The sequence below is a fragment of the Microbispora sp. H10885 genome, from assembly GCF_014161415.1.
Taxonomy (GTDB): domain Bacteria; phylum Actinomycetota; class Actinomycetes; order Streptosporangiales; family Streptosporangiaceae; genus Microbispora; species Microbispora triticiradicis.
In genome coordinates, this window is record NZ_JABBWY010000007.1 from 507,169 (window position 1) to 527,917 (window position 20,749).

The 20,749-nt window shown below is 71.1% G+C and carries 17 protein-coding genes; 10 read left to right on the forward strand and 7 right to left on the reverse strand.

Annotation, left to right across the window (positions count from 1 at the left end):
- The first annotated feature begins 25 nt into the window (after window positions 1-25).
- Together glnA (HHX37_RS21255) and HHX37_RS21260 are read left to right on the forward strand one after the other, a co-directional pair.
- Entirely contained in the window at window positions 26-1,387 is a 1,362-nt protein-coding gene (gene glnA / locus HHX37_RS21255; protein ID WP_138461265.1) for a type I glutamate--ammonia ligase, read from the forward strand.
- Between the two features lie 162 nt (window positions 1,388-1,549).
- Window positions 1,550-2,293, forward strand: a complete 744-nt coding sequence (locus tag HHX37_RS21260) for a hotdog fold domain-containing protein (RefSeq protein WP_182886481.1) — start codon at window positions 1,550-1,552, stop codon at window positions 2,291-2,293.
- On the opposite strand, the gene HHX37_RS21265 is transcribed toward HHX37_RS21260, so the two are convergent.
- Both HHX37_RS21265 and HHX37_RS21270 read right to left on the reverse strand, forming a co-directional pair.
- Window positions 2,294-3,181 (reverse strand): alpha/beta hydrolase, encoded by an 888-nt coding sequence (locus HHX37_RS21265; protein ID WP_182877229.1) that lies wholly within the window; start codon window positions 3,179-3,181, stop codon window positions 2,294-2,296.
- 145 nt (window positions 3,182-3,326) lie between these two features.
- Entirely contained in the window at window positions 3,327-4,670 is a 1,344-nt protein-coding gene (locus HHX37_RS21270; RefSeq protein WP_182886482.1) for a serine hydrolase domain-containing protein, read from the reverse strand.
- Window positions 4,671-5,049: 379 nt separating this feature from the next.
- On the opposite strand from HHX37_RS21270, the gene HHX37_RS21275 reads away from it, so the two are divergent.
- From HHX37_RS21275 to HHX37_RS21300, 6 genes are all read left to right on the forward strand, one after another.
- The gene (locus HHX37_RS21275; RefSeq protein ID WP_182886483.1) at window positions 5,050-5,802 is read left to right on the forward strand and encodes a type 1 glutamine amidotransferase; all 753 of its coding nucleotides are present in this window, start codon (window positions 5,050-5,052) and stop codon (window positions 5,800-5,802) included.
- 245 nt (window positions 5,803-6,047) lie between these two features.
- Window positions 6,048-9,101: a bifunctional [glutamine synthetase] adenylyltransferase/[glutamine synthetase]-adenylyl-L-tyrosine phosphorylase gene (locus HHX37_RS21280; RefSeq protein WP_182886484.1), complete on the forward strand. Its 3,054-nt coding sequence runs from the start codon at window positions 6,048-6,050 to the stop codon at window positions 9,099-9,101.
- Window positions 9,102-9,692: 591 nt separating this feature from the next.
- A complete protein-coding gene (locus tag HHX37_RS36915) occupies window positions 9,693-12,113 on the forward strand; it encodes a cellulose binding domain-containing protein (protein ID WP_182886485.1) in 2,421 nt (806 codons plus the stop codon).
- A 313-nt stretch (window positions 12,114-12,426) separates the two neighbouring features.
- Window positions 12,427-13,887 carry a hypothetical protein gene (locus tag HHX37_RS21290; RefSeq protein ID WP_182886486.1) on the forward strand — a complete coding sequence of 487 codons (1,461 nt, stop codon included), beginning with the start codon at window positions 12,427-12,429 and terminating at the stop codon, window positions 13,885-13,887.
- A 61-nt stretch (window positions 13,888-13,948) separates the two neighbouring features.
- Complete coding sequence (locus tag HHX37_RS35805) at window positions 13,949-14,272, forward strand: nuclear transport factor 2 family protein (protein ID WP_259406608.1); 324 nt, start codon at window positions 13,949-13,951, stop codon at window positions 14,270-14,272.
- Between the two features lie 88 nt (window positions 14,273-14,360).
- The gene (locus HHX37_RS21300; RefSeq protein WP_138461258.1) at window positions 14,361-15,062 is read left to right on the forward strand and encodes an SDR family oxidoreductase; all 702 of its coding nucleotides are present in this window, start codon (window positions 14,361-14,363) and stop codon (window positions 15,060-15,062) included.
- Window positions 15,063-15,082: 20 nt separating this feature from the next.
- Here HHX37_RS21300 and HHX37_RS21305 read toward each other — a convergent pair whose 3' ends face one another.
- Window positions 15,083-15,385 carry a hypothetical protein gene (locus HHX37_RS21305; RefSeq protein WP_182886488.1) on the reverse strand — a complete coding sequence of 101 codons (303 nt, stop codon included), beginning with the start codon at window positions 15,383-15,385 and terminating at the stop codon, window positions 15,083-15,085.
- 121 nt (window positions 15,386-15,506) lie between these two features.
- On the opposite strand from HHX37_RS21305, the gene HHX37_RS21310 reads away from it, so the two are divergent.
- Window positions 15,507-16,256, forward strand: coding sequence for a class I SAM-dependent methyltransferase (locus HHX37_RS21310; protein WP_182886489.1), 750 nt, complete (start codon window positions 15,507-15,509; stop codon window positions 16,254-16,256).
- Here HHX37_RS21310 and HHX37_RS21315 read toward each other — a convergent pair.
- The 4 genes from HHX37_RS21315 to HHX37_RS21330 all read right to left on the reverse strand — a co-directional run bounded on the left by HHX37_RS21315 (window position 16,195) and on the right by HHX37_RS21330 (window position 20,155).
- Window positions 16,195-16,794 (reverse strand): VanZ family protein, encoded by a 600-nt coding sequence (locus HHX37_RS21315; RefSeq protein ID WP_182886490.1) that lies wholly within the window; start codon window positions 16,792-16,794, stop codon window positions 16,195-16,197. The genes HHX37_RS21310 and HHX37_RS21315 overlap by 62 nt on opposite strands.
- 85 nt (window positions 16,795-16,879) lie before the next feature.
- Window positions 16,880-17,245: a hypothetical protein gene (locus HHX37_RS21320; protein WP_182886491.1), complete on the reverse strand. Its 366-nt coding sequence runs from the start codon at window positions 17,243-17,245 to the stop codon at window positions 16,880-16,882.
- Window positions 17,246-17,526: 281 nt separating this feature from the next.
- Window positions 17,527-18,951 (reverse strand): type I glutamate--ammonia ligase, encoded by a 1,425-nt coding sequence (glnA, locus tag HHX37_RS21325; RefSeq protein WP_117410564.1) that lies wholly within the window; start codon window positions 18,949-18,951, stop codon window positions 17,527-17,529.
- A gap of 172 nt (window positions 18,952-19,123) precedes the next feature.
- Window positions 19,124-20,155, reverse strand: a complete 1,032-nt coding sequence (locus HHX37_RS21330) for a hypothetical protein (RefSeq protein WP_182886492.1) — start codon at window positions 20,153-20,155, stop codon at window positions 19,124-19,126.
- A gap of 131 nt (window positions 20,156-20,286) precedes the next feature.
- Here HHX37_RS21330 and HHX37_RS21335 point away from each other — a divergent pair, with 131 nt between their 5' ends.
- Window positions 20,287-20,748: an RDD family protein gene (locus tag HHX37_RS21335; protein WP_182886493.1), complete on the forward strand. Its 462-nt coding sequence runs from the start codon at window positions 20,287-20,289 to the stop codon at window positions 20,746-20,748.
- The last annotated feature ends 1 nt before the right edge of the window (window position 20,749 follow it).

Below are 20,749 nucleotides of genomic sequence, written 5' to 3' on the forward strand. Positions count from 1 at the left end.
GTTCTGTAACTCCGAGAGGTACGCCTTGGACCGCCAGCAGGAATTCGTCCTCCGCACGCTCGAAGAGCGAGACATCCGGTTCATCCGGCTGTGGTTCACCGACGTGCTCGGTTTCCTGAAGTCGGTGGCGATCGCGCCGGCCGAGCTGGAGGGTGCCTTCGCCGAGGGCATCGGGTTCGACGGCTCGGCGATCGAGGGCTTCTCGCGGGTCTACGAGTCGGACATGCTGGCCAAGCCCGACCCCTCGACGTTCCAGATCCTGCCGTGGCGCAGCGAGACGCCGGGCGCCGCCCGCATGTTCTGCGACATCCTGATGCCGGACGGCTCGCCGTCGCACGCCGACCCGCGTTTCGTGCTGAAGCGGACGCTGGCCAAGGCGGCCGACATGGGGTTCACCTTCTACACCCACCCCGAGGTCGAGTTCTTCCTGCTGCGCAACCGGCCGGAGAAGGGCAGCAGGCCCGAGCCGATAGACGAGGGCGGCTACTTCGACCACACCCCGCACAGCGCGGGCCACGACTTCCGCCGCAACGCGATCATGATGCTGGAGTCGATGGGCATCTCGGTGGAGTACAGCCACCACGAGGGCGCTCCGGGCCAGCAGGAGATCGACCTGCGGTACGCCGACGCGCTCACCACCGCCGACAACATCATGACGTTCCGGCTGGTGATGAAGGAGGTGGCGCTGGAGCAGGGCGTGTGGGCCTCGTTCATGCCCAAGCCGTTCACCGACTTCCCCGGCTCCGGCATGCACACGCACATGTCGCTGTTCGAGGGCGACCGCAACGCCTTCTACGAGCCCGGCTCCGACTACCAGCTCTCCAAGATCGGCCGGTCGTTCATCGGCGGCCTGCTCCGGCACGCCGCGGAGATCACCGCCGTGTGCAACCAGTGGGTGAACTCCTACAAGCGGCTGTGGGGCGGCGCCGAGGCGATCGCCGGAGCCGGCGGCGAGGCCCCCGCGTACATCTGCTGGGGCCACAACAACCGCTCGGCGCTCGTGCGGGTGCCGATGTACAAGCCGCACAAGGGCGGCTCCACCCGCATCGAGTTCCGGTCGCTCGACTCCTCCTGCAACCCCTACCTCGCCTTCGCCGTCATCCTGGCGGCCGGGCTCAAGGGCATCGAGGAGGGGTACGAGATGCCGCCGGGGGCCGAGGACGACGTGTGGGCGCTCACCAGCTCGGAGCGGCGGGCGCTCGGCATCCAGCCGCTGCCCCAGTCGCTCGACGAGGCGATCGCGGCGATGGAGCACAGCGAGCTCGTCGCCGAGACCCTCGGTGAGCACGTCTTCGACTACTTCCTGCGCAACAAGCGCTCGGAATGGCAGGAGTACCGCCGCCAGGTGACCGAGTACGAGCTCGGCCGCTACCTGCCGGTGCTGTAGCCGCCGCGCCGTCCCGGCGTCACGGCGACGTTACAGGTTGCAAATCTTCCTGACACTCCCGTCCGTTTAACTGTTTCGTATGCCGGAACAGTAAAATCGGCGCACTTGTTGCGACCCTTACGGGTGAGCCGTATCGACGTGACTCAGGGAGGACGTGGCCATATGACGGCGGCTGCGGGACTGCAGACCGTTCTGACCGTACCGAAGCGCTTCCGGGGGCCCGAGGGCACCGCCAACGGCGGATGGATCGCGGGCACCCTCGCCGGCACGCTGACGGGGGCCGGTCATGAATCTCCGGTGGAGGTCACCCTCCGCAGACCGGTCCCGCTCGAAACCGGGCTGACGCTCGAACAGGTCGGCAACGCCGTCGTCCTGAGCGTCGGCGAGAGCCATCTCGCCGAGGCCATCCCCGTCGCGGAGCCGCTGACGCCGCCGCCGTTCGTGTCGTTCACCGACGCGGCGCGGGCGGAGGCGGGCTTCCCCGGACTGCACGGCCACGCCATCGCGGGCTGCTTCGCCTGCGGGCTGCGCGAGCCGGGCGACGGCCTGCGGATCTTCCCCGGTGCGGTGGACGGCACCGACCTGGTGGCCGCCGGATGGCGGGTGCCGTTCAACGTCACCGACGAGCAGGGCGTGGTCCCCGGCTCGATCGTCTGGGCGGCGCTCGACTGCGCCACCGGGTGGGCGCACCACCGCGCGTTCACCGGCGCCGAGCCCGCCCGGCCTCCGCTCCTCGGGCGGCTCACCGGGCAGGTGTTCCGCCGGGTCTATCCGATGGGCAGGTATTCCGTCGTCGCCCGCGCGACCGGCCGCGAGGGCCGCAAGATCTTCGGCACCAGCGCGGTCTACGAGGTGGACGGCACGCTGGTGGCCGCCGCCCAGGCGACCTGGATCATCCCCAAGTGATCAGCCGGCGGTGAGGCGGGCGGCGACGAGCGCGGCGCAGCGGGGATCGAACAGGATCGTGTAGTGGTTGCAGTCGGGGACGACCTCGTCGCGCAGCCCCGGCAGCTCCGCCTTCCACCGCGCGGTGAGATCGTCGGGCTGCAGCCCGATGTCCTGGTTCAGCAGCCCTCTGGGCGCGCGGAGCAGCAGCGGCGCGGGCTCGATCGCCTTGAGCGCCGCGCCGAGCTCCGCGTGTCTCGTCAGGGGCCAGCGCCCGTCCTGCCGTACGGCCTCCTCGCGGACGCGCGACCGTACGGCGCCGTCCGGTCCGGTGGCGTCGTAGCGGACGTACTCCTCGACGACCGGGGACCAGTCGCCGGCCAGCGCGGGGTGGGCGCGGAACAGGTCGAGATACGCCTCCACGTCCGGGAAGGTCCGGGAGAGCCGGGCGATGGCGGGGCCGAGTGTCGCCGCCATCACCTCGTCGGGGTCCGCGCCCGGCGGCAGCGGCAGCGGCAGGCCGCCGTCGACCAGCACGACCCGGGCATAGCGCCACCCTCCATCCCGCGCGGCCCCGGTTCGAGCGGCGGCGTGCAGGGCGGCGACGTAGGCGCCCATCGAATGCCCGGTGAGCACGCTGGTGCCGTCCGCGCCGACGTGCCGGGCCACCAGTTCCAGGTCCTCCGCGTGCCGGTCCAGGCCGTACGGGCCGGGCAGGCCGGCGCTGTGGCCGCGGCCGCGCAGGTCGGCGGCGACCAGCGACCAGCCGGGCGGCAGCGCGTCGCCCACCGCCCGCCAGGCCATGAGGGAGGCGCTGATGCCGTGCGCCGCGATGATCAGGCGCGGGCCGTCGCCGAACCGGGCGATCCGCAGCCGCCCGCCGGGGACGGCGACTTCGTCGAACTTCATGGAACGGACTGTACGGAACCGCGCATGCCGCGCCTGACCCGGGCGCCGGCGGCCGGGGTGTGCGGCGGCCGGGGCGTGCCCCGGCAGGTTCGCCTCCTCGCTCGGTGGCGGACCCAGCCGGGCACAGAGCCGGTAGGGGCACCGGTCAGAGGTAGTCCCGGTACAGGTTGACGGAGGGCCACGACGTCACGGCGTTGGCCGCCTGGCGCAGGGCGTTGTCGATGGACGCGTCGAATTCGAGCTCGGTGTCGTCGTCACGCCTCCGGTTGAACAGGGCGGCCCAGTTGAGGCCGTCGTGGCGGCGTACGAGCAGGGTGGTCGTCCCGGGCAGGCTGCCGTTGTGGGCGGCGTCGATGCCGCCTCCGGCGTTGCGGACGACCCAGCCGCACCCGTACCACCACCCGCCCGGCTGGACCCCGATCTCCGGCTGGGCGAACGCCTGGTCGATCGAGTCGCCTTCCAGCGTCGGGAAGGTGATTTTGTCCAGGACGGGGTCGTACCTGATCCCGCGCTGGTCGAACAGGTCGCCGAACCGAACGACGTCGACCGCGCTGCCCAGCCAGCCGCCGTGGGCGTCCATGTTCTCCAGGTTGAAGCCGCCGTCGGGGGACGGCACCAGACTGCCGGAGGAGTCGAAGACGTAGACCACCTCCTGCTTCGATTCGTAGGAGACCTCACCGGGGGCGGCGTATTCGGGCAGGGAGCGGCCCTGGCGCATCCTGGTGATGCCCCGGGGATTGAGGATCTTCTCCTGGACATAGGTGGCGTACGGCATCCCCCCGGCCTTCTCGATGATCCGGCCGAGCAGCATGTAGCCGTAGTTGCTGTAGGCGTACCTGGCCCCGGGGTCGAAGTCCAGCCGTACGCCGGTCGTGCGCCGCATGATGTTGGACCGGCTGATCGGGAGCGGCACGCCGAGCTCGCTCGCGATGACGGAATCGAGGAACATAGGGTCCGGCGTGAGGGCTCTGTCCCAGCCGCCCAGGTGCTGGAGGAGCCTGCGCACGGTCACGTTCCCCAGCCGGGCGTCGGCGGTCTTGCCTGGCGGCGGTGTCAGCGTGAGCCGGTCGGTCAGCTTGTCGTCGAGGCTGAGCTTTCCGGCCTGCACCAGCTTGAGCACGGCCGCCGCGGTGATCGGCTTGCTGACGCTGGCGAGCCGGAACAGCGCGGTCGGTTCGACCGTGAAATGCAGGTTGCGCGAGAAGCTGTATCCGCGGGCCAGCACCAGCTTGCCGTTGCGGCTGACGGCCAGGGAACCGGCGGAGATGTTCCGGTCCTGCATGAACCTGCTCATGGCCTGGTTGAAGGCGTCCAGCCCGGGATCGGTCGAGCCGGTCACCTTGAAGACGGGCCTGGGGAACTCGGGCTCGAAGGGGCCGGCGTGTGCCGTCCCCCGAGTCCCGGGCAGGAGGACGCCTCCGGCCACTCCGAGCCCGGCCAGCCCCGCCACCCGGCCGAAGTCGCGCCGGGTCAGTCTCTTCCGCTCCATCGGATCTCCGTCACCGGAGGGTCCGATCGCTCCTCCGCGGCCGATCACGCCTCGATCGCGATCTCGTTGTGGTTCACGCCGATGGGCACGACCGGCGGGAAGGGCGCCTGGTTCTGTCCCGGCTGAGGGACCTTGACATCGTCGTTCTCGGACACTTCTGCCTCATCTCGGACGGCTCGGGGTCTGCACGCATCAGCGTCGGGGCCCTCCGGCACGTACGGATAGAGCAGTCATTACTCATCTTGGGACCGGCCGTTACTCCCCGCGCCCGCGGTCGTGCGGCCGGGCGACGACCCCGCCGTGGCCATCTGGGTGCGGCGGCTGTGCGCGTGCGACCCAGGTATCGCCTGTCCTGTCATGCGTCTTTAAGCTGCGCGCTATGGATGAACGTCTGCTCGTCATCGAGCACGAGGCCGAGGCCGGTCTGGGCTACTTCGCCGGCTGGCTGGAGGCCGCCGGCGTCGGCGTCGAGGTCGTCCGGCCGTACAAGGGAGAGGCGGTGCCCGCGACCGCGGGCGGCGGGCTGCTCGTCCTCGGCGGCGCCGCCGCCGCGTGGGACGACGAGGGGTATCCGTGGCTGCCCGCCACCAGGGACCTGCTCGCGCGCGCGGTGGACGGCGGCGTCCCGGTTCTCGGCATCTGCCTCGGCGCCCAGCTCATGACCCTGGCCTGCGGCGGGACCGTCGAGCGCGGCGACGTGGGCCCGGAGATCGGCCTCTGCGAGATCGAACCGCTGCCCGAGGCGGCGGACGACCCGCTCCTGTCCGCGCCGACCGGCGGGACGGTACCCCTGCGATCTGAGCCCCCGCGGTCGGCGCCTCTGCGGACGGTGCCTCTGCGGACGGTGCAGTACCACTACGACGCGATGACCACCCTGCCGCCCGGCGCGGTGCGCCTCGCGACCGGCGCGCGGTACGCCAACCAGGCCTACCGGCTCGGCGACCACGCCTGGGCGGTGCAGTTCCACCCCGAGGCCACGCCCGAGATCTTCGCCTCCTGGGCCGGGAGCGGCGAGCTCGCGCCCGAGGCGGCGGCGGAGCTGATCACGCAGGTCACGGCGGCCGGGCGGGAGCTCGAACAGACCTGGAGGCCGCTGGCCGAGGCGTTCGCGGCCCAGGTGACACGGCTCTGACCTGTCGTCCCGCCGCGCGGGAGGCATGGGAAAGGGACGCGGGCAAACCGCGTGATGCGCCGATTACGCAGAGAAACCGCTAAGGACGCCGCACAACCCACCGGGTTACCGTGTGCGCGAGCCCGGCACGCGCCGAGCTGCGACATCAGTGGACGCCGGGAGGCGTCCGTTCGGGAATCGGGTCCCGAGGGGGGACCGATCTCTGCGAGGAGGCGTCCATCCCTGTGTACGGTTACTGGGAAGGCATGTCTCGGGGGACCGACGTGATCGACGTCGGGGTGGAGGAAGGAACGGTGAACGCGGCGCCGCGGATACAGACGACGGCTGGGCGCCTGGCCGCACTGGGATTCGCCGACGGCGCGCGGGCCGAACGGTTGCTGGACGACCTCGGCCCCGAGGCGGTCGGCGACTTCGCGCTGCTCGACGACCTGGTCAGGGCGGCCGACCCCGATCTCGCGCTCACCACGTTGAGCCGCCTGGTCGAGCGGGATCCGAGCGTGCTCGGCACGTTCCGCGCCGATCCCGCGCTGCGCCGCAGGCTGCTCGGCGTGTTCGGGATCAGCGCGGCGCTCGGCGAGCACGTCGTACGGCACCCGGACTGCCTGACGGTGGCCGGGTCGCCGCAGTGGCCCGGCGCCCGTGAGCTGTGCGAGGAGTTGCTGCTGGCGGTCGGGGCGGACCCGGACGCCGCCGAGCCGGTGGCCGGCGGGGCCACGGCGGGCGCGGCCGAACCGGGCGTGGCCGCCCAGGCGATGGACGCGCTGCGCGTCGCCCACCGGACCAGGCTGCTCGACCTGGCCGCGCGGGACGTGACCGGCGAGTGCACGCTCGCGGAGACCGCCGCCGCGCTGGCCGACCTGGCCGCCGCGGCGCTCGACGCGGCCCTCGCCATCGCCAGGGCGGAGGTGGCGGACGCCGGCGACGTGCGGCTCGCCGTCATCGGCATGGGCAAGTGCGGGGCGCGCGAGCTGAACTACATCTCCGACGTCGACGTCGTCTTCGTGGCCGAGCCGAAGGAGGGCGTCGACGAGACCAAGGCGCTGCAGATCGCGACGCGGCTCGCGCAGGGCATGATGCGGGCGTGCTCGGCGAGCACCCGCGAGGGCGCGCTGTGGGAGGTGGACGCCAACCTGCGTCCCGAGGGCAAGATGGGCCCGCTCGTCCGCAGCATGGAAAGCCACCTGGCCTACTATCGCCGCTGGGCCAAGACCTGGGAGTTCCAGGCGCTGCTGAAGGCCCGGCCGGTCGCCGGCGACCTGGACCTCGGCCAGGAGTACGTCGCCGCGGTCAACGACCTGGTGTGGCAGGCCGCGGCGCGGCCCAACTTCGTCGAGGACGTGCAGTCCATGCGCCGCCGGGTCGAGGCGCACGTGCCGGTGAGCGAGGCCGACCGGCAGATCAAACTGGGGCCCGGCGGGCTGCGGGACATCGAGTTCGCCGTCCAGCTCCTGCAACTCGTGCACGGCCGCTCCGACCCGCTGCTGCGCCGCAGGGCGACGCTGTCGGCCCTCGCCGCCCTGTCGCGGGGCGGCTACGTCGGACGGGACGACGCCAAGGCCCTCGCCGAGGCGTACACCTTCCTGCGGCAGGTCGAGCACATGCTCCAGCTGCACCGGCTGCGCCGCACGCACGTGGTGCCGTCGGACACCGCCGACCTGCGGCGGATCGGCCGCGGGCTCGGCATGATCACCGACCCGGTGGGAGAGTTCACCACCACCTGGAAGCGGCACGCGCTGGAGGTGCGGAGGCTGCACGAGAAGCTGTTCTACCGGCCGCTGCTGCAGGCCGTCGCCCGCCTTCCGGAGACCGAAACCCGCCTGTCCGCGGCCGCCGCCACCGCGCGGCTCCAGGCGCTCGGGTACGCCGACCCCGAGGGCGCTTTACGGCACATCGCCGCTCTCACCAGCGGCGTCTCCCGCCGCGCGGCCATCCAGCGCACGCTGCTGCCGGTCATGCTCGGCTGGTTCGCCAACGCCCCCGACCCGGACGCCGGCCTGCTCGGGTTCCGCCAGGTGAGCGACAAGCTCGGCAGCACGCCGTGGTATCTGCGCCTGCTGCGGGACGAGACCGCCGTGGCCGAGCGCCTCGCCCACCTGCTCGGCACCAGCAAGTACGTGACCGGCCTGCTGCTGCACGCCCCGGACGCGGTCGGCATGCTGGGCTCGCCCGCCGAGCTCGCCGTCCGGCCGGCCGCGACGCTGGCCGGCGAGGCGGCCGCGGCGGTGGGCCGCTATGCGGAGGACGCCGAGACCGCCGTCGCCGCCGCCCGCGCGCTGCGCCGCCGGGAACTGCTCCGTACGGCCTGCGCCGACCTGTCCGGCCTGATCGACATCGAGGAGGTCGGCCAGGCGCTCTCGTCGCTCAACGACGTGACGATCCAGGCGGCGCTGACCGCGGCGATCAACAAGGTCACGCTGGAGCGGCGCGAGCCGTTCCCGACCCGCGTCGCCGTGATCGCCATGGGCCGCCTCGGCGGTCTGGAGAGCTCCTACGCCAGCGACGCCGACGTGATGTTCGTGCACGCGCCGCTGCCCGGCGTGGCCGAGCGGGACGCCACCGACGCGGCCCACGCGGTGGCCGAGGAGACGCGCAGGCTGCTCGCGCGGCCCGCCCCCGACCCGCCGCTGCAGATCGACGCCGGGCTGCGGCCGGAGGGACGGCAGGGGCCGCTCGTCCGCACGATCGCCTCCTACAAGGCCTACTACGACCGCTGGGCCTCGCACTGGGAGGCGCAGGCGCTGCTGCGCGCCCGGTTCTGCGCGGGTGACGCCGACCTCGGCCGGGAGTTCACGGCCCTCGTCGATCCGATGCGCTACCCGGAGGGCGGCATATCGGTCGACGCCGTACGGGAGATCCGCAAGCTCAAGGCCAGGATGGAGGCCGAACGCCTGCCCCGCGGCGCCGATCCCGCCCTGCACACCAAGCTCGGCAGGGGCGGGCTGACCGACGTGGAGTGGGTGGCCCAGCTCATCCAGTTGCGGCACGCGGGCGCCGTACCGGCGCTGCGCACCACCCGCACGCTGGACGCGCTGCGCGCCGCTGCGGCGGAGCACCTGCTCGACCCGGCCGACGAGGCGGTGCTCGCGGAGGCGTGGCTGTTCGCCTCGCGCATCCGCGACGCGCTGATGCTGGTGCGCGGCCGGGCCGCCGACAGCATCCCTACCCTGGTCAAGGAGCGGCTGCTGCTCGCGCGGGCCCTCGGCTACCCGCCGGAGGGCACCGAGGACTTCGTGGAGGACTACCGGCGCGCCACCCGGCGGGCCAGGACCGTCGTGGAGCGCGTCTTCTACGAGGGCTGACCCCTCGCTGCTGACTGACCCCCCGCCGCCCGGCTGGTCCCCCGTCTCCCGGGACCCGCCGGGCGCGGTCGCGCTTGTCCAGATTCCTGGCGACTCTCCGGGTCCTTCTCGGCCCGCTCTCCCGCCGGGCCGGCGTGCGCGGCCCGGCTTCGGCGGTCCGGCATGCCGTGGCACCGCACGACCGCGGCTTCGTTTCAGGTTTCTTTCATACCGGAATCCCCGGCTGGGAGCCTCGGTGAGTACGACTTATCGCCTGCCAGTGGCGAACCGGGGGGGCGAACGCTGAGGTGGATCGCGATATCGATGGAGGTAGAGCGCGTCCGGACGGCGCGCCTCGGCGCGCGGTGCCGAGAATAGGCATGCACAAGCGCCTTGACTGACTTCGCTGATCACACGGTAATTAGTACTCAAGCCACTGGGCCCCCGGTGGCCCGGCCAGGACGGCGACCGCGGGCGGAAGCTTCGCGCGCACTCGCCTGGCCGGCCTGTCCGGCGTCCTCGGCCCATCACGAGACGCGTCGAGCACTCCCTGGAGAACACGTGAACCATCGTGACAAGCCGCGCCGACATGGCTTCTCCTCTCGGGCAGCGGTGCTGAGACCGCTCGTGACGGGGATCGCCGCCACGACGACCCTGTACGTGTCGCCCTCCGGAACCGGCAGTGCCTGCTCCTCCGCCGAGCCGTGCTCCCTGGACGCGGCGCAGACGGCGGTCCGGTCGCAGAACGGCTCCATGTCCGGCGACATCGTCGTGCAGCTCGCCGACGGCGTGTACCGGCGCACCTCGCCGCTCAGGTTCACCGCCGCCGACTCCGGAAGCAACGGCTACCGGGTCGTCTGGCAGGCGGAGCCGGGGGCGCGCCCGGTCATCAGCGGCGCCAGGCAGGTCACCGGATGGACCGTCGCCGACTCCGGGAAGAACATCTGGAAGGCGAGCGTCGGCACCGGGATCGACACCCGGCAGCTGTACGTCGACGGCCGCATGGCCACCCGGGCCCGTACCACGGTGAACCGGGCCGACTTCACCGCCACCGGCACCGGCCTGCGGTTCAGCAACAGCGCGCTGAGCTACCTGAACAACCTGGCCGGCCAGAGCCGGATCGAGCTGCAGGGCATCGGCTCGTTCACCGACCGGTACGTGCCCGTGCAGAGCATCTCCGGCAACTTCATCACGATGAAGCAGCCGGCCTGGAACAACAACACCTTCGGGTACGACACCATCGTCAACCCCTACCGCAAGGGACCGATGTACCTGGAGAACGCGTACGAGTTCCTGGACTCGCCCGGCGAGTGGTACCTCAACACCGGCACGGGGGTGCTGTACTACATCCCGCCGTCCGGGAAGAACATGAGCACCGCGGACGTGGAGCTTCCCCTCCTGCAGTCGCTGGTGCAGCTCGGCGGCACCTACGCCGCGCCCGCGCACCACATCACCTTCTCCGGCATCACGTTCGCCGGGACGAGCTGGCTGGGGCCCAGCAGCAACCAGGGGTACGCCGACCAGCAGACGGGGGCGTACATCTCGGGCGACTGGAACTGGCCGAGCAACGCGCTGTCGTCCTGCCAGTACGGGTGCACCCAGTTCGAGTCGGTGCGTCCGCACTGGAACCAGATGCCCGCGGCCGTCCAGGTGTCGGCGGCCAACACGATCAGCTTCGTCCGCGACCGGTTCCTGAACCTGGGCCAGACGGCGCTGGGCATCGGCAACGACGCCAACGCCCACGCATCCGGCGTGGGCCTGGGGGCGAGCTCGATCACGGTGACGGGCAACGTGTTCGCGTACAGCGCGGCGGGTGCGGTGGTCGCGGGCGGCGTACAGGCCGACGCGCACCATCCGAGCGACTCCCGGATGGTCAACCGCGACCTGAGCTTCACCAACAACCTGGTGCACGACATCGGCGTGGACTACCGGGGCATCACCTCGTTCCTGCCCACCTATGTCACCAACGCCACGATCTCGCACAACGAGATCTACAACATGCCGTACCTGGGGGTCGCCTTCGGGTACGGCTGGGGCTCCAACGATGCGGGCGGCAGCTCCGACTACACCAACCGGGGCCTGTACAACTACCAGCCGCGGTACTCGACGGCGACCACCGCGTCGAACAACAAGATCACGCAGAACTACGTGCACGACGTCATGCAGCAGATGAACGACGGGGCGTGCGTCTACACGCTGTCGGCCAACCCCGGCGGGCAGATCAGCGGCAACTACTGCCTGAGGGCGGGCACGGGCCAGTTCGGCCTGTACTTCGACGAGGGATCCCGCTCCATCACGGCGACGAACAACGTCTTCGACGGCAGCTGGTGGATGTTCGCCCACGGCAACTACCAGGGCGGCAACAACACCGGAGCCCTGACGGTCACCAACAACTGGGCGTCCAGCAGCTCCACCGACGTGACGAACGGCGACCGCGGCAACACCGTCTACGGCAACACAACGGTCACCAACGGCAACTGGCCGACCGGCGCGCGGTCCGTCATGTCCGCCGCCGGGCTTGAGGCGGCCTACCAGGACATCAAGAACGAGACCGTTCCGTCGCCGTCGCCGTCGCCGTCGCCGTCGCCGTCGCCGTCGCCGTCGGCCTCTCCCTCGTCCTCGCCGAGTCCGTCTCCAAGTCAGTCTCCGAGTCTGTCTCCGAGTCCGTCTCCGAGTGAGTCGCCGAGCCAGTCTCCCAGCCAATCTCCGAGCCAGTCGCCTGGCGGCAGGGGGTGCGCCGCCGCCTACCGGGTCGTCAACGAGTGGCCCGGCGGATTCCAGGGCGAGGTGACGGTGCGGAACACCGGCGCCGCCGCCACCACCTCGTGGTCGGTGAGCTGGACGTTCCCCAGCGGCCAGACCATCACCCAGGTCTGGAACGGCACCCTGTCCCAGAGCGGGTCCGCGGTTTCGGTGAGCAACGTCTCCTACAACGGCGCCCTCGGAGCCGGAGCCTCGACCACGTTCGGCTTCACCGGCTCCTCCAGCGGGAGCAACGGCGCTCCGGCATCCCTGACCTGCACCGCCTCCTGATCTCACAATCCGCGCCGGCGCCTGGGCAATCCGCTCCTCGGCGCCGGCGCGGCCGTCTCCGGGGGCGCGTATCCGGGCGTACGGCCGCAGGCGTGCGACCTGACGGACGGATCACGGCGGGCGTGTGCGGTCCGCGGGGATCACAGGGGGCGGGGGTACCGCCACGGCTATGGGGCACCTCGGCGGCTACGAGCCCGCGGTAGGGGATTACCGCCCTCAGGCGATGCTTGCGGCGATATGACCCATATGTGTGCGCATCGGAGCGTTGCCATCGCAGCCCGTGACGGTGTATCAACGGGGACGGGTGATCTCTTTGATCTCGTATTACGCCGATCTCGCCATCGGGCTGATCCTGGCCTTCCTGCTGCTGTCGCTTCTCGTCAGCGGCATCAACGAGGGCATCGTCAGGCTGCTCGGCATTCGCAGCAAGTTCCTGTGGGCCTACCTCCGCGACACGCTCGACGGCGCGGAGACGGCCGACGGGACCTCCCGGCTCGACCGGATCGTGGACCTCCTGAAGAGGCTCGTGCGCCGGATCAGCACGCCGCTCACGGCGGCGCCGTCGCCGGGGGAGGGGCGCTCGCGCCTGCCGGCGACCGTGCTGGGGGTGTTCGCGCGGCTGCCCTTCGGCCGGGACCCGCGGCCCGCCTTCAGCCAGGAGCCGCCGCCCGCGCAGAGCCCGCCGCTCGCCCCCGCGACCGGGACGGTCGCCGCCGAGCAGATGATGGCCGCGGAGCAGGCGGCCGCCGACCAGACGGTCGTACAGCAGGCCACCACCGGGCCGTCGGACGGCGGCCCGGCGGCGGGCGGCACGGCGGGCGGCACTGCTGGTGGCGCTGCGGGCTCTGCGGGTGCGACGGTGGACCCCGCGCACTCCGCCGAGCAGGCCGATCCCCTGGAGCGGGCCGTACTCACCCTGGACGAGAGTGAGATGGCCGCAGGCGTAGGGGACGGGGCCGCCGTCGGCGGGATGGTCGATGCGGCGGCGGACGGCGCGGCGGGGGTCGGGGTCGCGTTGCCCGGCGAGGGCAAGTCGATGGCCGAACTGCTCCATGAGCGCCTGCAGGAGATCGATCACGCCAAGCGCGGCCGGACGAGCATCGCCGACATCCCTCCGGCGCGCTTCGCCGTCGCCGTCCTGGAGATCGCCACCGAGCACGGCGGCGTCGAGGCCCTCATGCGCGACCTCGACGCGCTCAACAGCCCGCTCTCCCGGCCGCTCAAGGCGGTGTGGAACAGGGCCAGCCACGATCTGGAGGCGTTCCGGCGCGGGGTGGAGGACTGGTTCGACGGGGAGATGGAGCGGCTCACCCTGCTTTACCGCCGCTACGTGCGCTGGGTCATCGCCGCGCTCGGCCTCCTCGTCACGCTGCTGTTCGGCCTGGACTCCCTGGAGTACGGCAAGACGCTGCTGCAGGACAACGCCTACCGCAGCGAGGTGACCGCCTTCGCCCAGTCGGGCCCGGAGGCACTGGAGCCGCTGCGTGAGAGGTGCGCGCCCGCCCAGGACACCTACGCATGCGTGACCGACGTGCTCAGCACCCCGGCGTTCGTCAAGATCTTCACGCACGCCCCGGTCAGCGTCAGCATGGACGCCGGCGGCCCGGCCTGGGAGTGGCACGGCGAGGACTGGTGGCGGCGTCTCACGACCCCGGGCCACTGGCCGGGCCTGCTGCTCACCCTCGTCGCCGTGCTGTTCGGCGCGCCGTTCTGGTGGGACATCCTGCGCCGCGTCAGCGGGATGCGCAGCCGATCCCAGGGCTCGTCCGGCTGATCTTCTCCGACTCGAAGGAGGACGAATCGCCGATGGACGCCGACGTCACCCGCTCTGCCCGATGGCTCGTGACGCGTTACTTCGAGATGTGGAACACGGGGGACGCGTCGGCGGCCGACGAGATCCTGAGCCCTGCCTGGGTCGACCACGCTCACCCCGAAGTGGCCGGGCCCGACGGCGTCGGCAGGCCGTCGGGCGGATCCGCCAGGCGCGGCCCGATCTCCGGTTCACGATCGGCGCCGTGCTCGGAGACGGCGATCTGGTGGCCATCGCCGGAACCGCCGGCCAGGGGACGGCGAGCACCCGGCTCATCTGGCTGGTCCGCGTGGAGGACGGCCTGCTCGCCGAGATGTGGACCTACCGCGACACGAGCGTCGTTTCGTGAGGAGTTGACCTGGAGCGGGCTCCAGGTGATGGAATGCCGGATCGGGCGCGAACACGCTCGTGACGCATCGATCACCATGGGGGCACGGATGACGGACTCTCCTGTCGCTTTGATCACCGGGGGCGGTAGCGGCATCGGGGCGGCGACCGCCCGGCGCCTGCTCGACCGGGGGCACCGTGTGAGCGTCACCGGCCGTGACGAGGGCCGCCTGAGGCGTTTCGCCGAGTCGATCGGCGACCCCGGCCGCCTGCTGACGATCCCGGCCGACGCGTCCGACCACGACGCGGTCCTGTCGGCCGTCGAGACGACGGTGAAGGAGTTCGGGCGCCTGGACACCGCCATCGCCAACGCGGGCTTCGCCACCCACGACACCCTGGCCGACGGAGACCCGGCCGGGTGGCGGGAGATGGTGCTGACCAACGTGCTCGGGCCCGCCCTGCTGATCAGGGCCGCGCTGCCCGAACTGAAGCGGTCGAAGGGCCGGATCGTCCTCGTCGGCAGCGTCGCGGGGTTCGTCAACACCCCGGGCAACATCTACGGCGCGACCAAGTGGGCGGTGACAGGCCTGGCCGAGAACACCCGGCGCATGGTGACCGCCGACGGTGTGGGCGTCACCCTGATCGCTCCGGGCCGCGTGGAGACCCCGTTCTGGGATGGGCTGGGCGCTCTGCCCGAGGGGAACCTCCTCACCGCCGACCAGATCGCCGACGCCATCGTGTGGGCCGTCGCGCAGCCGGGCGGCGTCGACGTCAACACGGTCGTCGTGCGGCCCATCGGCCAGCCCACCTGACCGCCCGCGGCGGCGCCGGGTCAGTCGAAGTCGGTGCACACGGCGTACCACCTGTCGGTCAGGCGGTCGACGCCGGAGAAGTCGGGAAGCCAGGCGCCGCGCTGCGGGACATAGGCGAATCCGCACTCCTCCAGAAAACCGCCGGAACCGGCGATGACCAGCTCGGTCACGCCGTCCTGCCGGAAAACATGGCTCACGGTGAACAGCCCGACGTGATCGCGCGTGCTCTCCCAGCGCTTCTCGCCGGGCACGGACTCGACGTATCTCGTGAGGGCGGGTTCGGAGACCAGGAAGGCCGCCTTCATCGGTACGTCGAGGGCCACCAGCGCGTACGGTCGCCGCCCGTTTCCGTGTCCTGCCGCACCGTCGCCCGCACGTCGTCCTTTCTCAGCGGCCCGGAAAACCATTGGACGGTACGAATATCCCAGGGCGATGGTGGAGCGCATGCGTCAAGAGCAGATCTGGGATGCCGAGGCCGCCGGACGCTACGACACGCCGGGCCGGGGGATGTTCGCGCCCGAGGTCCTGGGGCCGGCGGTGGACCGACTCACCGAACTCGCGGGGGACGGACGGGCCCTCGAGTTCGCGATCGGGACCGGGCGCGTGGCCGTCCCGCTCGCCGCGCGGGGAGTGCCTGTCACCGGCATCGAACTGTCTCCTCCGATGATCGAGCAACTGCGGACGAAGGCGGACGAGGCGGCCATCCCGGTGATCGTCGGCGACATGGCGACGGCCGTCGCGCCGGGGGAGTACACGCTCGTCTACCTCGTCTACAACACCATCTCGAACCTGCTCACCCAGGCCGAGCAGGTCGCGTGCTTCCGCAACGCCGCCCGTCATCTCGTGCCCGGCGGCCGGTTCGTGATCGAGCTCTGGGTGCCCGAGCTGCGCGCGCTCCCGTCGGGGCGGCAGGCCGTGGTGTGGCACTCGGAGCCCGGCTACATCGGTCTGGACACCTACGACGTACTGCGCCAGCACCTCGTGTCGCACCACTTCACGTTCGACGAGAGCAGGCAGGCCACCCTGTTCCGCAGCCCGCACCGCTACATCTGGCCGGCCGAGCTCGACCTCATGGCCCAACTGGCCGGGTTCGAGCTGGAGTCCAGGCACGCGGACTGGGCCGGCGCCGAGTTCACCGCCGAGTCGCCCTCCCACGTCTCCGTCTACCGTCTCCCACCGGACCAGGCGGCCTGACCGCGTTCTCGCCCGCCGTTGGCTTCGGCATCCACCATCGGCGGGTGGCGAGGGCCGCGAGCACGGCCCCGGCCGTGTTCAGGATGACGTCGTCCACGGAGCTCACCCGCCCGAGCCGCAGGGCGTACTGGAGGGTCTCGACGGTGAGCGAGGCGGTGGCCGCGAGGGCGGCGACCGCGGCGAGCGAGGCGAAGCGCGCCGAGCGGACGGGAAGCATCGCACCGAGTGCCGCGAACACCAGGAGATTACCCACGACCTGTACGAACGCCGCCCCCGGCGCCATCCGCGTGATCTGATCCGCCAGATCGACGAGGGGGATCAATTGCACGCCCTGGCCTGCCCCGGGCGTGAGGATCATCCAGATCCACGGAGCGGTTCCCGCGACGATGGCGACATCCGCGACGGCCGTGCGGCGGGGGAAGGGATGCCCCCTCCGGTCCCGGAGGCGTGCGAGCACGAACCCGAGGAGAGCCGCGGCAGGCAGGGCCACGACAGCCGCCACGACGACGGGCCCCCACGCGTTCCACGCCTGATGCACCCGATCATGATGGCACCGGCGGGCATGAGAACGGCCATCGGCCGGCGCCGTGGTGGGGCGCCGGCCGATGCGCCCTGACTTTCCTTCACTCGTGGGCGATCGCCTGGGAAATCATCACTGACGGAACGCTTCGCCGTCGGCTTGCCGGACCGAGGTCACGTCCGTCGAGAACCTCGATGGCCGTGATCGTCGTCCCGGTGGGGGCCAAGCTCAGCCAGATGACGTCCTCACCGTCGCGTTCCAATCGCACAATCCAGGTGCCCGAGGAACCCAGCGGAGCCGTCAATAAATTTGTGCACGTGAAGCTACAGGTACACACGCCGTAGAACGGCAGATCCTCAACCACGTCCACAAGAGAGTCGTTCTCGTTCTGCTCCCGCAGCAGAGCGATGATTTCAGCGGTGAGCCCGGAAAACACATCCGCCAGGCGGGGATACTGCCCGGCAGTCATGGACGGCACCTCACACAAGGTTCACTAGGGCCACCTGGTCGGCGCAGGCGGCTCGGACGACCGCCCGCGAGACAGTACCGCGCGATATCGGTACAGACAATTGAGACCGCGTCGGGCCTGGACAGCATCGCAGTTCCCGTGCTCTTGCGCATGAGAACGGCCATCGGCCGGCGCCGTGGTGGGGCGCCGGCCGATGGCCGTTCCTGCGGACGCGAGTGCGCCGGTCGTGACCCTGGCAGAGGCCGTACGGCCCTTCCCGCCGGGGTCGGCGGCTCAGCGGATCACACGTCGTAGTAGAGCTCGAACTCGTGCGGGTGCGGGCGGAGGCGGATCGGGTCGACCTCGTTCTCGCGCTTGTAGGAGATCCAGGTCTCGATGAGGTCCGGCGTGAAGACGCCGCCCTCCAGCAGGTAGTCGTGGTCGGCCTCGAGCGCGTCGAGCACCTTCTCCAGCGAGCCCGGCACCTGCGGGATGTTGCGGGCCTCCTCGGGCGGAAGCTCGTACAGGTCCTTGTCGACCGGCTCCGGCGGCTCGATCTTGTTGCGGATGCCGTCGATGCCGGCCATCAGCATGGCGGCGAAGGCGAAGTACGGGTTGCAGGACGGGTCCGGCACCCGGAACTCGATGCGCTTGGCCTTGGGGTTCGACCCGGTGATCGGGATGCGGACGCAGGCCGAGCGGTTGCGCTGGGAGTAGACCAGGTTGACCGGGGCCTCGTAGCCGGGCACCAGGCGGTGGTAGGAGTTCACCGTCGGGTTGGTGAAGGCCAGCAGCGACGGGGCGTGCTTGAGCAGGCCGCCGATGTAGTAGCGCGCAGTGTCCGACAGACCGGCGTAGCCGACCTCGTCGTAGAACAGCGGCTCGCCGTCCTTCCACAGCGACTGGTGGCAGTGCATGCCGGAGCCGTTGTCACCGAAGATCGGCTTGGGCATGAACGTGACCGTGCGGCCCGCCTGGATGGCCGTGCTCTTGATGATGTACTTGTACAGCATCAGCTTGTCGGCCGTCTCGAGCAGCGTGCCGAACCGGAAGTCGATCTCGGCCTGGCCGGCGGTGCCCACCTCGTGGTGCTGCATCTCGGTCTCGATGCCGGCCTCGATGAGGTTGCGGACCATCTCGGAGCGCAGGTCGGTGAAGTGGTCCATCGGCGGGACCGGGAAGTAGCCGCCCTTGTAACGGGGCTTGTAACCCAGGTTGCCGCCCTCGGAGGCCTTGCCGGTGTTCCAGGCGCCTTCGATGGAGTCGATGTAGTAGTAACCGGCGTTCTGCCGCGTCTCGAAGCGGACGTCGTCGAAGATGTAGAACTCGGCCTCGGGGCCGAAGTAGACGGTGTCCGCGATCCCCGTGCCCTTGAGGTACTCCTCGGCCTTGCGAGCGACGTTGCGCGGGTCGCGGCTGTAGGCCTCGCCGGTCAGCGGGTCGTGCACGAAAAAGTTGATGTTCAGCGTCTTGTGCTGACGGAACGGGTCGATCACGGCCGTCGTGGGGTCGGGCAGCAGCAGCATGTCCGACTCGTGGATGGCCTGGAAACCACGGATCGACGATCCGTCGAACATCAGGCCGTCGGTGAAGACATTCGAACCGAAGTTCTCAGACGGGAAGGTGAAGTGGTGCGTCGTGCCCGGCAGGTCCGTGAACCTGACGTCAACGAACTGCACACCCTCGTCCCGGATGAAATTGAGGACGTCATCGGCGGAGTTGAACACTCTCGAACCTCCCAGGGGCACGGGCTAGCGCAACCCGAAAATAGGCCGATGCCGTTTCCGCCCCATGTCTCGATTGTTTCGCGCGTGTTAAGGGAAAGCGCTACCCGGGCGGCCGCCGCGTTAACACCGGCCTCGCTCGTCCCCGGCCTCCATCGTACGGCCTTCTCGCAGGTCAGGTGGCATACGCGGCCGGACATGCCGGTCGCCGTGAGACCGCGGAGGCGCGGTCGTACGGGTTGACGGGCTCGCCGGAGGGCCGCGCCTCGCGCGGGTCGCCGGGGAAGTACGGATGGACGAACCCGTCGCCCGTGTCGCAGCTCGCGCCGAACAGCGCCGACCGGTCGCCGTTCAGCCAGACGACCAGCTTCCCGCCCTCCCCGTACGCGGCGAACTCGCTCCTGTGGTGCTCGACGACCCTCGTCACGGTCAGGGGGTCGCCGGGCCGGGTGACGGGATGGACGAACAGGTAGTCGGCCTCGATCGTGACGCCTCCGCCGGTCCGCGCGCCGACCGTCGTCGCCCCGGAGACCTTCACGACGTTCCCGGCCGGCTGGGCGGCGCCGGGCGCGAGGCTGAACACCCACGAGCGGGTGCCGGACGGGCCGCTCTCGTCCAGACCGCCCAGGAACGACTCACGTTGCCGGGGGTGCAGCAGCGCGGCGAACCGCTCCGGCCGGCCGCCGCGGACCGTCGCGGGGTCGAGGTGCGCGGCCGACAGCAGCAGCTTCACCCGCAGCAGCGCGCGGCCGACCTCGTCCTCGGTGAGCCCGCCCAGCTTCCGCGCGGGCGGCATGACCAGCCCTTCCTCGCCGTCCGCGAACCCGGCGGCCGGGGTGCCCGTGAACGGACCGGCGGGCGCCGGGTCGAGGTCGGCGAGGCCCTCCTCGCCGTCGGGGATCGGCGTCAGCACGGGACCGGGCCGGGCGACCACCGCGCCGGTGACGAACCGGTCCTCGTCGCCGGACGCCTGGCCGCCGACGCCCAGCCGCTCCAGGGCGTCGGGCCGTACGGTGACGACGAGCCCCGCGACCAGGACGGCGGCGGCGATCGCCACCAGCACGGCCGGCAGGCGGCGCCGCGTCCTCCGGCGGGTGAGGGGGTCCCGTTCCGCCGCCGTGATCATGCTGCGGATCTCGTCCTCGTCGAACTGCGCGACCAGCGCCTCGAAACGCGCGTCGATGTCATCGGGGTCCGCCGGCCGCACGGTTCCCTCCAAACGCCTAAGTCGTAAATGGCCCACCATACAGGGCATTTGATGGGTTCGACCTGCCCCATCATGGACGGCTTCGCGGCCGCACGCCAGACCGGTGACCCTCCCCGATACGCTGGTGAGCCATGAGTGACCGGCAGCCGCGTTGGACGCAGACCTGGCTCGGCGGCACCCGCGCCGCCGGGATCGACCTCGGCTACCCCGGCGAGCGGCTCGGCCTGCCCGAGCACGGCCCGGGTGCGGTCGCGGGCTGGGGGCGCAGGCTCGGCGCGGTCATCGTGGACTGGCTCCTGTGCACCTGGGCCATCGCCGGTGGCCTGCTCCGCGTCCGCGGCGCCGACGTCAGCGCGGTCGGCCTCGGCGTGTTCGCCCCGGAGTACGTCCTGCTGCTCGGCACGATCGGCATGACCCTGGGAATGCGGCTGTTCGGCATCCGGGTGGCCGCGCTGGACGGCGGCCGGCCGCGCTTCCTCGGCGTGCTGGTCCGCACGCTCCTGCTGTGCCTCGCCGTACCCGCCCTGATCTGGGACCGCGACCGGCGCGGCCTGCACGACCGCGCGTCCGGCACGGTGGTCGTCACCCTCTGAC